The organism is Millionella massiliensis, assembly GCF_900104655.1.
Lineage (GTDB): Bacteria > Bacteroidota > Bacteroidia > Bacteroidales > Rikenellaceae > Rikenella > Rikenella massiliensis.
In genome coordinates, this window is sequence record NZ_FNWD01000002.1 from 1,544,777 (window position 1) to 1,559,024 (window position 14,248).

Here is a 14,248-nt window from a genome sequence, read left to right on the forward strand (position 1 = left end):
AACCTGTGCGCCATGGAAAACAGACTTTTTCGCCGGACGGTACTTACCCTCCTCGCGCTGTTGAGCACCACGTTCGCCCCCTCGACAGCCCGCACCGGAAACGATGCAGCCAACGTGGCGAGCGCCGTAAACGACACCCCCTCCACCCCCTTTCACGGTACCTGGATCGACAGCGCCACCAGCCTGTGGGCACTGAGCCTCCAGCCCCGATTTGCCGCCCTCGACGCCTCCTTCTGGGAGTACGACCGGTGGAAAGTCCAAGAGGAGAGAGCCACCGTCCGCCTGAAAAGCACCAACGGCACCCGACGCACCCTCCGACTGGAGCTGCTGAACGACAGCACCCTGCTGTGGAATGACGACGGCACCCTCCGTACGCTGCTCCGCGAAAGCCCCACCGTGGCCCAGCGCCCCTTCGCCACACCGCCCGACACCACCTCGTTCGCCTGCGGTCCCTGGGTCAATGACAGCATCCTGATCGAAGGGTTCGTCATCGACTACCAACACGGCGTCACCCACTTCAATTACCGGTTTCAGTTTCTGCTTCCCGATAATAAGAGCGGCTTCGAACAGCGCCCCTTCCCGCTCGACTCGCTCGGCCGCTTCCGTTTCACCGTACCGGTCCACTACGAGAAGCTCCACCAACTCGGCAACTATGTCGTAGCCGGTCCAGGCGACCACCTCTTCATCGCCTTCCACACCCGCGACCGCAACCTTTTTATGGGCGACAACGCCCGCATCAATCAGGAACTCGACCGCTACAATCCCAGCCAGTACGCCGACCAATTCATGCCCTCGCCCCGCGCCAACGAACGCATCAGCGAGCTGAGCAGCTGGCGTTTCGGACAGCTTTCGACCCTGCGAATGGCCCTCCACACCATAGCCGACTTCTGCGCCCAGCACCAGCTGTCCCGAAAGACCCAACAGGTGTACAACAGTTTCGCCAAGTACGCCACGCTGAACAAGATCATCTCCATGCCCGAGATGAACGGCATCATCTGTCCCTACACCTACTACCTGCCCGACGAGAACCTCGACTACTCCGACCCCGAACTGCTCCTGTGGGTGGACAACCAGGTTCTTCTCATGCCTTTCACACGGCTCCACAGCAGGTACCAGCCGATCAACATGACCGACCGGCTCGGACTCCAGGGCGATGACCGAATCACCTTTCTGAATTTCGGCTACATGTACCAGCTCAACCCCATACGGCTCAATGAGTTCCGTGCGCGTATCCAACCCCGTATCGATTCCGTCCTGCAATCGAATCCATTTGACACAGAGACGGACCTGCAATGGGCTGCTCCCGTCACCGACAGTCTGCTCCCCACCCCCGGTCCCAACCGCGATCATATGTTCGCTTCGGGATTCAAACTGCTCTGGCTCTTCTCCGAGATGCCGCTCTCGGATCAGACCCTCGACCTCATCCGCAACGAACTCGCCGACAGCCCCCTCCTGCGCGACTCGCTGCTCGAATGCAACACCCACTACCGCCGGCTCGCCGAACAAAACGCCTCGCTGTCGATTCCGACCTGGACCGTCGGCGACACCATCGTCCAGGCCGACTCCATCGTCCGTTCCCTGCTCGGCCACAGCACCGACCGCCCGACCTGTCTGTTCATTCTGCAATCCTTCAACAACGCCGAGCAGATAAGCGCCCTGCAAAAAGCCCTCGAAACGGAACCGCTCGACATCATCTACATCTTCCAGGAAGGCTTCCCCTACAAATGGCGGAACGTCACGGCCCGCTACGGACTGACCGCCCCCAACGTGCACCACTGCCTGCTCGATGCAGAACAATTAGCAGCCCTAACACAGGCTTACCGCGTCCATCCCAACCAACCGCTCCTTCTGTTCGACCGCGACGACCACCGCATCACCGCCCCCGTTCCCTCCCTCTCGAATCTGGAAAACGTACTTACCTTCATCCGCGACCATACGAAACCGTAGCCGCCCCACAAGACCTACTCACCAGCCTTACGCAGCGGTACGAAAAAGCATCCATATCGAATTTTATTCATATCTTTGTGAGATATGTGCCGCCGCCGAGCCTGGCACGATACGCCCACTCCCTAAAACCGACAACCCGCCATGAAAACCCTCGGATTCACCTGGCTGACCGCCATCGTCCTGCTTCTGACCTCCTGCGACTCGGGACTGGTCAAAGTATCTTCGACCGGCAAACCCTACGAAATGTTTATCGTCACCCCGAACGAAGTGTGGGAAAGCGCCGCCGGCGACACCGCGCGCGCCTACTTCACCTCCGACGTGGAGATGATCAACCAGCCCGAACCGCGCTTCACCGTCTACAGCGTACCGCCCGCCAGCTACAAGGCCACCGTACGCAAGCACCGCAACATCCTGATTCTGAAGACCGGCAGCCAATACAGCCAGTCTGACATGACCGCCTCGTACGACGTCCACTCCGCCCCGCAACTCGAAGTGACCATCACCTCGCCCTCGACCGACTCGCTGGCCGCCTTCCTGCACACCTACGGCGAAGACCTCGTCCGGCTCTACGAAATCACGGAACGCAACCGTTCCATCGCCCGCGCCCAAAAATACCGCAACGCCGAAGTCAGCGACCTGATCGAGAAGAAATTCGGCCTGCGGATGAGCATCCCCAACGGCTACACCGTCCGTATCGACACCACCAACTTCCTGTGGGTATCCTACGAACTGCCGCTGGCCAGCGTCGGCTTCATCCTCTACACCTATCCGGCCGACTCCTCGGCAGCCCTCAACATGGCCGCCGGCAACATCATCGCAGCGCGTAACGCCGCCGTGATGCAGGTTCCCGGCCCCTCGGACGGCAGCTACATGACCACCAGCACCGCCGCCATGCCCGACCAGAAGATCCTCACCATCGACGGCCGCCAATGGGCCCAGGTGCGCGGTTTCTGGGACGTGAAAGGCGACTTCATGGGCGGCCCCTTCATCAACTACACCACCTACGACAGCATCAACAACCGCATACAGGCCATCGACGGCTACGTATACTCCCCCTCGCCGAACAACACCGTACCGATGCGGGACTACGTCCGCCAGGTCGAGGCGATCTTCCGCACCGCCAGCCTGCCCCAATCCGAAACAAAATAACCCACCCCATAACAACCCATGAAATACGATCCCGACCAGAACGGTTACTACGGTGAATTCGGGGGCGCCTTCATCCCCGACGAACTTCAGGAAAACATCAGCCAGCTCACCGAGCGCTACATCGAGATACTCGAGAGTCCGAAATTCAAACAGGAATTTGCCTACCTGCTGCGCAACTATGCCGGCCGCCCCTCGCCCCTCTACCACGCACCGCGACTGAGCGAAAAATACGGCGCCCGCGTGTACCTCAAACGCGAAGACCTCAACCACACCGGCTCGCATAAGATCAACAACGCCATCGGGCAGATCCTGCTGGCCCGCGAAATGGGCTGCACCCACATCATCGCCGAAACCGGCGCCGGTCAGCACGGCGTGGCCACAGCCACCGTCTGCGCCAAACTCGGTCTGAAATGCACCATCTACATGGGTGCCGTCGACGTCGAACGCCAGGCCCTCAACGTGGCCCGTATGAAGATGCTCGGCGCCACTGTCGAAGCCGTCACCACCGGCGGCGCTACCCTCAAGGATGCCGTCGACGTGGCCTTCGCCTACTGGGTAGCCCACCCCGAAGCCTACTACCTGCTCGGCTCGGCCGTCGGCCCCCACCCCTTCCCCGACATCGTGGCCCGTCTGCAGTCCGTCATCAGCCAGGAGATCCGCCAGCAACTCCTCGAGCAGGAAGGCCGCGAACTGCCCGACTACGTGATCGCCTGCATCGGAGGCGGCAGCAACGCCGCCGGAGCCTTCTACCACTTCCTCGAAGACGAAAGCGTACACCTGGTTCAGGTCGAAGCCGGCGGACACGGCACCCAGGGCAACGAACACGCCGCTTCGCTCAGCTGCGGGACCAAAGGCATCCTGCACGGCAGCCGCTCGCTGATCCTGTTCGACGACAAAGGCGAAGTCCGCGAACCCTACTCCATCTCGGCCGGTCTGGACTACCCCGGCATCGGCCCGCTGCACGCCTATCTGGCACAGACCGGCCGTTCGACCGTCCTCGTGGCCACCGACCGCCAGGCCCTCGACGCAGCCCGCGAAGTGTCGCAACTCGAAGGGATCATTCCCGCCATCGAATCGGCCCACGCCCTGGCCGCCCTGCCCCAGCTCAAGTTCCGCCCCGACGACATCGTGGTGGTGAACCTCTCGGGCCGCGGCGACAAGGACATGCCCACCTATCTGCGCGAATTCGGCCTCTAAGCCCACCGCCATGCCCAAAGACAAGACCGCTCCGTTCCCTCCGGGACGGAGCGTTTCCGATTTACCCGAAGCCACCCTCCCACCGAACCGGCGCAACCGGCTGTCGATCAAAGAGTGGAACGAACAGGACCGCCCCCGTGAAAAGCTCATGAGCCAGGGCGCATCGGCCCTGAGCGACGCCGAACTGCTGGCCGTGCTGATCGGTTCCGGCACCGTCGAACACTCCGCCGTCGAGATCGGCCGGCAACTGCTCGACTCCGTCGGCGGCAGCCTCGTGGAACTCGGACGCAAAAGCCTGTCGGAGCTGCAAACCTTCAACGGAATCGGGCTGGCCCGCGGCGTCAGCATCGCCGCAGCACTGGAACTCGGCCGACGCCGTGGCGCCGCCGACCTTCCCACCCCGGAATACATCACCGGCAGCACGGACATCATCGCCACGTTCCACCCCCTGCTCTCCGACCTGCCCCACGAAGAGGTATGGGTCATGCTGCTGACCCGCTCGAAACGCATCATCGAACGGTTCCGCATCAGCCAGGGCGGCATCGAAGGCTCCGTGATCGATCCCCGGATCGTGATCCGCCGCGCCCTCGACCGCAACGCCACCGGCATCATCCTGATCCACAACCACCCCTCGGGAAACCCCGCGCCCGGCGAACAGGACATGCTCAACACCCGCAAAGTGCAACAGGCCGCCTCGTACTTTGACATGCGCCTGCTCGACCACGTCATCATCGCCGACACCTCGGCCTTCAGTTTTGCCGAAGAGGGTCTGCTCTGAAAATCACGGGAACCGACCCGAAAAGTCGCCCCGCCACATACCGCGAAGGCGACTTTTTACGTTATATTAAGGCTACCGCCCCGATTGTTGCCGCCCATCCCCCCGGGCCCACAACCACACGCCCCCCCACGACGGCACGATCGCAACCCCACACTCCACAAAACCATCGAGTACGCTATGAACGTAAGGATACTTTGGGTCGACGACGAAATCGAACTGCTCAAGCCCCACCTGCTCTTCCTCCAGAACAAAGGATACGACGTCGAAACCTGCAACAACGGTTACGACGCCATCGAAATGGTGCAGCAGCGCCCCTTCGATCTGATTATCCTGGACGAGATGATGCCGGGGATGACCGGTCTGGAGACCCTTCCGCAGATCAAGAACTTCGCCCCCACCACCCCCGTGGTGATGGTCACTAAATCCGAAGAGGAGAACATCATGGACCGCGCCGTCGGCTCCAAGATCGCCGACTACCTGATCAAACCCGTCAACCCGAACCAGGTGCTCCTCTCGATCAAAAAGAACGTCCACCAGCAGCAACTCGTCTCCGAAAAGAGCACGGCTGACTACCGGTCCGACTTCGGCAAGATCTCCGTGGCCCTGAACGACGCCCGCACCTTCGCCCAATGGACCGAAGTCTACCGCAAACTCGTGCAGTGGGACATCGAACTCTCCGAGTCAAGCGACACCAGCGTGCGCGAGATCCTCTCCTACCAGTTCAAGGAGGCCAACGACCTCTACGCCCGCTTCGTCAAGAAGAACTACCTCGACTGGTTCGACGACACCAACCCGGACCGTCCGGTACTCTCCCACACCCTGCTGCGCCAACGGCTCTTCCCGGTGGTCGACAAGTCGAAGAAAACCACCTTCCTGCTGATCGACAACTTCCGCTACGACCAGTGGCTGATGATCCGCCCGCTGCTCCACAACCACTTCGACGTGGCCAGCGAAGAGTTCTACTGCGCCATCCTGCCGACCGCCACGCAGTATGCACGCAACGCACTCTTTGCCGGGCTCACCCCGCTGGCCATCTCCAAACTGATGCCCGACCTCTGGCTCAACGACAACCAGGAGGGGGGTAAAAACCGCTACGAAGAGGACTTCCTGCGCCGCCAGCTCCAACAGTTCGGCAAACCCTACCGGATGAGTTTCGACAAACTGATCCGCCCCGAACAGGGCAAGAAACTGCTCGAAAGCATCGACCGCCTCTCGAACGTCGACCTTTCGGTGGTGGTCTACAACTTTCTGGACATCCTCTCGCACGCCCGCACCGAAAGCGAAATCATCCGCGAACTGGCCGAAGAGGAGGTCGCCTTCCGTTCGCTGACGCGGTCGTGGTTCGAGCACTCCGACCTGTGGGAGATCATGAAGCAGCTCTCGGAACGGGGCCACACCATCGTCATCACCTCCGACCACGGCACCATCCGCGTCGACAACCCCGTGAAGGTGATCGGCGACCGCGAAACCTCGCCCAACCTGCGCTACAAAAGCGGCCGTAACCTCAACTACGACCCCAAACAGGTCTTCGCCATCACCAAGCCCGAAGAGGCCCACCTGCCCAAGTCGAACCTCACCTCGACCTACATCTTCGCCTACGACCACGATTTTCTGGTCTACCCCAACAACTTCAACCAACACGTGCGGTACTACAAAAACACCTTCCAGCACGGCGGCATCTCGATGGAAGAGATGATGGTACCCTACATCGTGCTCAACCCCAAATAGCCGTCCGAAGCCCTCACGCCTTGGCGCCGCCCCGTCCACGATCCGTGCCGTTGGGGCGGAGACCCCGGCAGCAGACGAAATCACCGGTCGATGCGGATAAACAGGCAAAAAGTCGTATCTTTCGGCCGGAACGTCACCCCCGAATATGAAAGCAACCACCATCAAAGGCCTCTCGGACCTGCCCGATGCCGCCGAAGAGATACTGACCGAAGCCACCCGCCGCGGAGCCACGATCATCGCCTTCTACGGGGCGATGGGCGCCGGCAAAACCACCCTCATCAAAGAGATCTGCCACCAACTCGGCATCGACCCCCAGGAGGTGAACAGCCCCTCCTTCTCGATCGTCAACGTCTACGACTCCCAACCCGAGAAGAGTGACGACACCCCCAGAACCGTCTACCACTTCGACTTCTACCGCATCCGATCGATCGAAGAAGCCTTCGATTTCGGATACGAAGAGTACTTTTTCAGCGGCAACCTCTGCCTGATCGAATGGCCCGAAAAGATCGAGGAGCTGCTCCCCGAAGACGCCATGATCGTACACCTCACCCCCGTGGACGAAGACACGCGGCTGCTCGAAATCGAAGACTGACCCCCACACCGCCCCATGACCGCAACCCGCACCCTACACATACGTCTGTTCGGCTGGCTGCTGCTCGGCCTGAGTGCCTCGGCACAGTTTGCGCCGGCCTCGGCCAAGACGCCGCCCCGCGAGACTCAGCCTACCACCTGCGAGGAGGCTGAGCCGACCGCCTCGTTTATCCGCACCGGGCGACAGGTGGCCTCCAGCGATCTGTCGTTCTTCACGTCCGACCTGCTCGCCCACTACAAAGTGCTCGGCAACGACATCCGCAACCTGAACAGCCTCTACCTGCGTTGCAACCGCGACTGGGGTGCCACCGCCTACGCCCTGGCTCTGCAAGCCGCCTCGAAAATGCCGCTCACCACGCTGCTGATCAACTACGACGAGGCCGGCCGCGACTGGCAGCAAACCGCCATCCGCATCCACCTGCTGCAGGGGAAAAGGCTGGAACCCCGCTACTCGCTCAGCGTTCATCTGAACCGCCAGACCGAAGCCTGGAACGACTACCTCACTGCGCCTCAACGTCGGCTCCGCCTGATCGACTAATCGCCGCAGTCCATTCCGAAAAAGTTTTGCCGGCTCCGCTTACCTAGAATCTCGGTAAGCGGAGCCGCTGTCATTTTACCCACCGTCCCAAACGCAGAGTAGATGACACGACCTGCTGATCTACTCGCACCATCCCCGTTCAGCCTGCGTAAATGCTCACTACCGTCACTTTTTGCACAACACGGGTATACCCTCCAACAAATCGGCTCCATTCGGTGCAATTTTTCACAACCCGTTGGAGGTTTCCGGCCGAATGACTATATTCGCATAATACGATGAAAGCACTCGGCACATACTCAACCCTCTTCACGTCGGCAGATCTGCTGACCGGTTGCGTTACGGCCGTCACCTTCCGTTGTACTACCACAACGGTGACCACCACTACTACCACCCCCTGGGGGGTATAGTTTCTATTTTGCTTCCGTTTCGGAGCACCTGCGGTTACATACATTCCTGTTTTTCGAAGGCGAGCCAGGCTCCCGCCGCAGTCCCATTCCTACACACCGTTCGTTAAACACCCGTTCTGCACACCCGTCGGGACAGTTCCACCCCGTCTTTTGCCGACTTCGATCGACAAGAGCGGCACGCTACACCCATACCCTTACGGTTTGCCAGAACGGCCCCAACATCTACCACATCATGCAACCGAAATACCACCAAAGTATCGACATATTCGCCCCCGCCACCGTAGCCAATCTCGGCCCCGGCTTCGACATCATGGGCATGGCCATCGAAGGAGCCGGCGACCTGCTCAGCATACGCATCGCCCCCGGCGACAGCCTCGCGATTCGCAACGAAAGCGGCATGCCACTGCCCGACGACATCGAAAAAAACGTCGTGACCCCCGCCCTGCGTGCAATGATCGCCGCCTGGGGTCACCCCCTGGCCGTCGAAGTCGTCATCCGGCAAAAGATACGCCCCGGCAGCGGCATCGGATCGAGTTCCGCATCGTCCGCCGCCGCAGTCGTCGGGCTGAACGAGCTTCTCGGCCGCCCCTTCGGCGAGCAGGAACTCATCACCTTTGCCATGGAGGGCGAACGGCTCGTCTCGGGCGGCACCGCCCATGCCGACAATGCCGGTCCGGCCGTAACGGGCGGCATCATGCTGATCCGCGGCTACGACCCGCTGGACTACATCCGCATTCCCGTCCCCGAGCGGCTGTACGCCGCTGTGATCCACCCCCACATCACGGTCAATACCGTCGAGAGCCGTGCCGTCATGCGGCAGGAGGTTCCCCTGCGCGACGCCGTCTCGCAGTGGGGCAACGTCGGCGGACTGGTCGCCGGACTGCTCACCGCCGACATGGGTCTGATCGGCCGATCGCTGAAGGATGCCATCGCCGAACCCTACCGCAAACACTTCATCCCCGGTTACGACTCACTCAAGGCGGCCCTCAGCGGCATCGACGGCCTGCTGGGTTCGAACATCGCCGGATCGGGCCCCTCGGTATTCGCCCTTTGCGACGGTCCTCGGGCCGCCGAAGCAGCCGGAGCAGCCATGGTCCTCCACTTCCGGCAACTCGACATCGCAGCCGAACTCTACACCGGCCCCGTGTCCCGACAGGGCGCACGCGTGCTTTAATCCAACCCGAAACACCACGAATGACCATGAAATACATCTCGACCCGCTCGCCCCACAGGAGTTTCACCCTGCGCGAAGCCGCCCGGCTGGGGCTGGCTCCCGACGGCGGGCTATTCATGCCCGAACGGATTCCGCAAGTGTCGCTCGACACCGTGCAGACACTCGCCGCCGAATCCTACAACGCACTGGCCGCCTATCTGGCCGACCTCTTTTTCGGCGACGATCTCCCGTCTGCTCAGATCGAACAGGCCGTGGCACAGGCCTACGACTTCGCGCCGCGGCTGGCTTCGTTCGACGAGCGGCTCCACACCCTCGAACTATTCCACGGGCCGACCTTTGCCTTCAAGGATTTCGGAGCCCGCTTCATGGGATCGATGCTCGGCCTGCTGAACGACAGCGACCGCGAACTCATCATCCTGACCGCCACTTCGGGCGACACCGGCAGCGCCGTGGCCGGCGGATTTCACGACGTACCCGGCACGAAGGTAGTCCTGCTCTACCCCTCGGGACGGGTCAGCCCCCTTCAGGAGAGCCAGATGACCACCCTCGGCGGCAACGTCCACCCGCTGAAGATCGACGGCAGTTTCGACGACTGCCAGCGGATGGCCAAGACGGTCTTCGCCGACACGGATTTCTGCCGCCGGCACGGCATCACCTCGGCCAACTCGATCAACCTGCTGCGATGGCTGCCCCAGTCGTTCTACTACTTCTACGGCTGGTACCTGTGGAGCCGAGCCACCGGCCGGGCCGAACCTCCGACCATCGCCGTTCCGAGCGGCAACTACGGCAACCTCTCGGCCGGGATGCTCGCCGCCCGCATGGGGCTGCCCGTCAAACGGTTCATCGCCGCCTCCAACGCCAACGACGTCGTACCGGAGTTCCTCCGCACACGCGAGTACAGGCCCCGCCCCTCGATCCGGACGCTGGCCAACGCGATGGACGTCGGAGACCCCAGCAACTTCGAACGGATGATGGCCCTCTGCGGTGCCGAATTCGACCGGCTGTGGGCCCAAGTTCGCGGTTTCAGCGCCTCAGACTACCGCATCCGCAAGGCGATCGCCGAGATTTACGACCGATTCGGGTACCTGAGCGACCCGCACAGCGCCGTGGGGTATCTGGCCATGAAATCGCGTCCCGCAGCACATGGGTTCTGGCTCTCGACCGCCCACGAAGCCAAATTCCGGGAGGTGTTGCAAGAGGCGCTCCCCGCCGAAGCCATTCCGCACGCACTACCCCCGGCACTGGAGGAGCACATGCGTCTGCCGCGCGTGTTCGACACGATGGGCCCCGACGCCGACCAGCTAAAGGCATTCCTGCAAGGCATTTAATCCCCCATTGGCAACGCGTCCCCCGTGTCTTTGGGCATACCCGGAATGTTTTTAGACATTCCGCGCATGAGACGACGTATCGGCCTCTTACAAAATACCGCCCACCCCGGCTGGCCGCAATCTCCTGCTCCTTCTTCGATTCAGAAGCCCCCAAAAACGATCGAGGCTCCGGCACGTAAAATGCCGGAGCCTCGATCACATTTGTATTTCGCGGGAGTCACCTGCCGAAGTCTCAACGCGTCTCCCGTTCCGGGATGGCGTAGTAGGGCACGCCGGGCTCGATCTTCAGCGTCATCTTCGCATCCGATACCCGGACCCGTTCGGGCTGCTGCAACCCCTCGGGCGTAATGCGGTAAATCGTAGCCTCCGCAGCGTTGCCCCACGAATAGGGCACGTCGAACGTCATCCGCCCCCCCTGATCCGCACTGTAAACAATTGCACCGCGGTCGTCACGCCACACGGCCGGGATACAGTAGGTGTTTTTCACGCGCAGAACCCGGTCGTACTGCCGCACCGTACTGTCGGCCAACGAGACGCTCACCCCGTCGCTGAAGAGCGCCGTGCGCTGCTTGCCCTCGCCCTCAACTGCCAGCCGGTCGAGCCGGTTCAGGAAGAAATACTGCGGACACTTCAGCATGAAATCGCGTGTCAGCGCCGGCTGCCACTCGTAACCCTCGGCAAAACGGTAGAACGGTTCGCCGTAGCACGACGTTCCGAACAGGAAGCCCAGATCGTGGTCGCTGGTCCGAATATCGGGATTAATGCCCGACCCGGTGTAGACATCGGCCGGGATCCGCAGGTAATCGGCCTGCGCCGCCCCGTTGAAGTGCCAGGCGAACGGCACCCGGCCGACCATGTAATCCATCACCCATTCGCTGGTGATGTCCATCCCCTTATCCCGCCAGTAATCGGCCGTCCGCTTCTGGTAATCGGCCTCCAGCATCACCGACTCGCCATGTCCCTCGCTCGGACGTGCAATCCACGCATCGGAGTGGATCGTTCCCGCCTCGCGCAACTCCGGCAGCAGGGCCATCAGCCGGTCGATACGCATCTGCGTATAGCCGGCCTCCCACTCGTTGCGGTAGTTGATCTGATAGGCCTTGCGACCGTTGTACTCGCCGATCACCTTCAGCGAGCCGTCGGCGTTTTTCGAGATCAGATCGTGCTCGACATACTCCGGCCACAACGGACTGTCATCATAGGCGTCCGTCATGTTGATATGCAGGCTGACCGTGGTGTGGTACTTGCGGGCCTCGCGCATCAGCCAGCGCAGGCTCTCCTCGGCCGTGGCATCCTGCGGTCGTTTCAGGTGCTCGTTGACCTCGAAGAAAGCGGGATACTTGTCGTCGTGGCCGTTGTACTGCCAGCCGACCAGATAGACGATCTTCGGCACCCCGAGCGACAGGTTGTCCGACTGACGGATCATCTCCAGCGCCTGTTCGAAAGTCACGCGCACTTCGCAGCCGCCCTTGCGGTCGGGTACGGCCAGGGCGATTTTCGTCACCCAGGTACGCGAATAGTCATGATTGAATGCCCGGACCGACACCGGTGCGGACAGCAGCAGAAAAAGCGCCAGGAAGCGGGTTAAGATTTTCATAAACAATCGATTACTGAGATAGAACCAACATAAACACCCCGCCCGTACCGGCACAATCGGGCACAGCAGGGGATCGAACGTTAAAATTATCTTTTCCCCCTGTGGTCAGCAATGGATAATCCGCCAAAAGCAATGGAAAATTTCCCGATTTCACGCCTCAGCAACATCCCGCAATCACCACTCCAAACGAAATTAAGCCGAGCGGGCTGGAGAATTCCATTCCCCGACCCGCTCGATACCTTTTGAATCCGACAGGAAGCACCTGCCCGCCCGCACCGACTCACGCCTCTCCCTGCGAAGCCCCGGATGCCGGATCCGACGACGCCGGAACACTGGGCTGCCCGGCAGCACGCGACCGGCTGTTCACTACCCGGTCCGTGATATAAACCGTAAAGATCGGCAACATCATCACCCCGGCAGCAGCCAGCAGAAACGAAAGGATTTTGCCGATGGGGGTAACCGCCGTGATGTTCGATCCGACGGTGGTCAGGTCCATGCAGGCCCACCACAGCGCATCCCAATAGGATTTGACGCCGGTATTGAGGTCACGCTCCGCCACGAAGAAGATCAGGCTCGTAAAGTAGGTCACCGCAGCCAGGATGGAGAGATACGAGACCATCAGGCTGGTCGCACTGCGCCGCGTGAACCAGCGGGTAATCATCACCAGTCCGTAACCGCCCCGCAGCAGCGGCATGAAACCCAGCAGATAGTGAATCTCGTGCGGCACTTCGGCGTGGGTATAATGGACGATATTCATGTAGGGTATCGCAAACAGCAACAGCAGGAAATTGCTGAATACGAACCGCAGCTTCCGGGGACTGATCCAGAAGCGCACCACGAAATCCAGGATAAAGATCGCACACACGGCCAGCTGGACATTCAGCGTCATCTGGCTGTCGGGACGATAGCGCCCCACGGTCAGAATATCGTACGACAGCGAGACGATGATGGCCAGCGACCCGAGCAGCACCAGGACGTTGAGCCAGTTGATAATACGTTTGTCGATTTTAGTCAAAACATTTTTCATCGGCAGAAGAGGTGTTGGAATACCCTTCGGATGCGACAAAAACGGTGCCATTTTCTATCTTTGTCGAACGGCCGCCCCACCCACCGCCACATCGTATGGGCTCTGGCCCTGCCCCCTTGCCTTCGGCCGTGCTGCCGCAATCGGTCGCAGCCGCTGTCTCCGGTCCCCGCCCCGCGCGACCGGACACCCCGCCAGTCCGCCTCCCTTCCCCGAGTCCCGACCTGTGGCAAGGCTCGCTAGTTCGGCAATGGCCCCGCGGCGTAACAAGGCTCTCCGAGCGCAACGAAACGCCCCCAGTGCATACGAAAACCAACCAACAACCACCAGAATATCAGCCTATGGAATGTCAACAAGGTCCCCGAAACACGGAGTGTCCGTGCAGCGCCACGGGGTGTGTCCGCCACGGATACTGCTGCCAGTGCGTCGCCCATCACCGCGCCAAAGGCCAACTGCCGGCCTGCTTCTTCCCGAAAGATGTGGAACTGACCCACGACCGTTCGATCGAACGCCTCGTCGCCACCTACAACGAACGCGGCCCCTGGTGGAACAAATAGCCCCACCGACAGCCGGCCTCGTTCAACCCGACCAGACAGGAGGCGTTCTCCCCAGTACAGTGGAGAACGCCTCCTGCCTTTAACGCACCGCAACCAACTGCGCCCCGCAGACTCGCCCCGCAAACTTGCCGCACGACCGTCATCCCGCACCGCCGCTCCGCGCGCAGGCTCAGCTTCCGAGACGAAGCGCCCTCCGGATGGAAGCGAATCTCGAAATTTGGGTATCTTTGCAT

General features: G+C 61.2%; 13 protein-coding genes. 11 read left to right on the forward strand and 2 right to left on the reverse strand.

From position 1 onward, the window contains the following. Positions 1–12: 12 nt before the first annotated feature. The 10 genes from BQ5379_RS06055 to thrC all read left to right on the forward strand — a co-directional run bounded on the left by BQ5379_RS06055 (position 13) and on the right by thrC (position 10,837). Positions 13–1,947, forward strand: a complete 1,935-nt coding sequence (locus BQ5379_RS06055; protein ID WP_071134609.1) for a hypothetical protein — start codon at positions 13–15, stop codon at positions 1,945–1,947. 141 nt (positions 1,948–2,088) lie between these two features. After that, complete coding sequence (locus BQ5379_RS06060; RefSeq protein ID WP_071134610.1) at positions 2,089–3,096, forward strand: DUF4837 family protein; 1,008 nt, start codon at positions 2,089–2,091, stop codon at positions 3,094–3,096. An 18-nt stretch (positions 3,097–3,114) separates the two neighbouring features. Next, a complete protein-coding gene (trpB, locus tag BQ5379_RS06065) occupies positions 3,115–4,293 on the forward strand; it encodes a tryptophan synthase subunit beta (protein ID WP_071134611.1) in 1,179 nt (392 codons plus the stop codon). Positions 4,294–4,303: 10 nt separating this feature from the next. Further along, positions 4,304–5,071: a RadC family protein gene (gene radC / locus BQ5379_RS06070; protein WP_083377625.1), complete on the forward strand. Its 768-nt coding sequence runs from the start codon at positions 4,304–4,306 to the stop codon at positions 5,069–5,071. A gap of 177 nt (positions 5,072–5,248) precedes the next feature. Then, on the forward strand, positions 5,249–6,799 hold the full coding sequence (gene porX, locus BQ5379_RS06075; RefSeq protein ID WP_071134612.1) for a T9SS response regulator signal transducer PorX: 1,551 nt from the start codon (positions 5,249–5,251) through the stop codon (positions 6,797–6,799). Between the two features lie 145 nt (positions 6,800–6,944). Continuing rightward, positions 6,945–7,391 carry a tRNA (adenosine(37)-N6)-threonylcarbamoyltransferase complex ATPase subunit type 1 TsaE gene (gene tsaE / locus BQ5379_RS06080; protein WP_071134613.1) on the forward strand — a complete coding sequence of 149 codons (447 nt, stop codon included), beginning with the start codon at positions 6,945–6,947 and terminating at the stop codon, positions 7,389–7,391. Positions 7,392–7,406: 15 nt separating this feature from the next. Then, the gene (locus BQ5379_RS06085; protein ID WP_071134614.1) at positions 7,407–7,928 is read left to right on the forward strand and encodes a hypothetical protein; all 522 of its coding nucleotides are present in this window, start codon (positions 7,407–7,409) and stop codon (positions 7,926–7,928) included. 275 nt (positions 7,929–8,203) lie between these two features. Further along, positions 8,204–8,335 (forward strand): hypothetical protein, encoded by a 132-nt coding sequence (locus BQ5379_RS11375; protein ID WP_262493655.1) that lies wholly within the window; start codon positions 8,204–8,206, stop codon positions 8,333–8,335. 232 nt (positions 8,336–8,567) lie between these two features. Continuing rightward, positions 8,568–9,509 (forward strand): homoserine kinase, encoded by a 942-nt coding sequence (locus tag BQ5379_RS06095; protein WP_071134616.1) that lies wholly within the window; start codon positions 8,568–8,570, stop codon positions 9,507–9,509. Positions 9,510–9,535: 26 nt separating this feature from the next. Beyond that, positions 9,536–10,837: a threonine synthase gene (gene thrC, locus BQ5379_RS06100; RefSeq protein WP_071135565.1), complete on the forward strand. Its 1,302-nt coding sequence runs from the start codon at positions 9,536–9,538 to the stop codon at positions 10,835–10,837. A 232-nt stretch (positions 10,838–11,069) separates the two neighbouring features. Here thrC and BQ5379_RS06105 read toward each other — a convergent pair whose 3' ends face one another. Both BQ5379_RS06105 and BQ5379_RS06110 read right to left on the reverse strand, forming a co-directional pair. Next, entirely contained in the window at positions 11,070–12,434 is a 1,365-nt protein-coding gene (locus tag BQ5379_RS06105) for an endo-alpha-N-acetylgalactosaminidase family protein (RefSeq protein WP_071134617.1), read from the reverse strand. 280 nt (positions 12,435–12,714) lie between these two features. Next, the gene (locus tag BQ5379_RS06110) at positions 12,715–13,461 is read right to left on the reverse strand and encodes a potassium channel family protein (protein WP_159431221.1); all 747 of its coding nucleotides are present in this window, start codon (positions 13,459–13,461) and stop codon (positions 12,715–12,717) included. Positions 13,462–13,799: 338 nt separating this feature from the next. Between BQ5379_RS06110 and BQ5379_RS06115 the strand changes: the two genes are divergently transcribed. Next, positions 13,800–14,015 (forward strand): DUF6485 family protein, encoded by a 216-nt coding sequence (locus tag BQ5379_RS06115; protein ID WP_071134619.1) that lies wholly within the window; start codon positions 13,800–13,802, stop codon positions 14,013–14,015. The last annotated feature ends 233 nt before the right edge of the window (positions 14,016–14,248 follow it).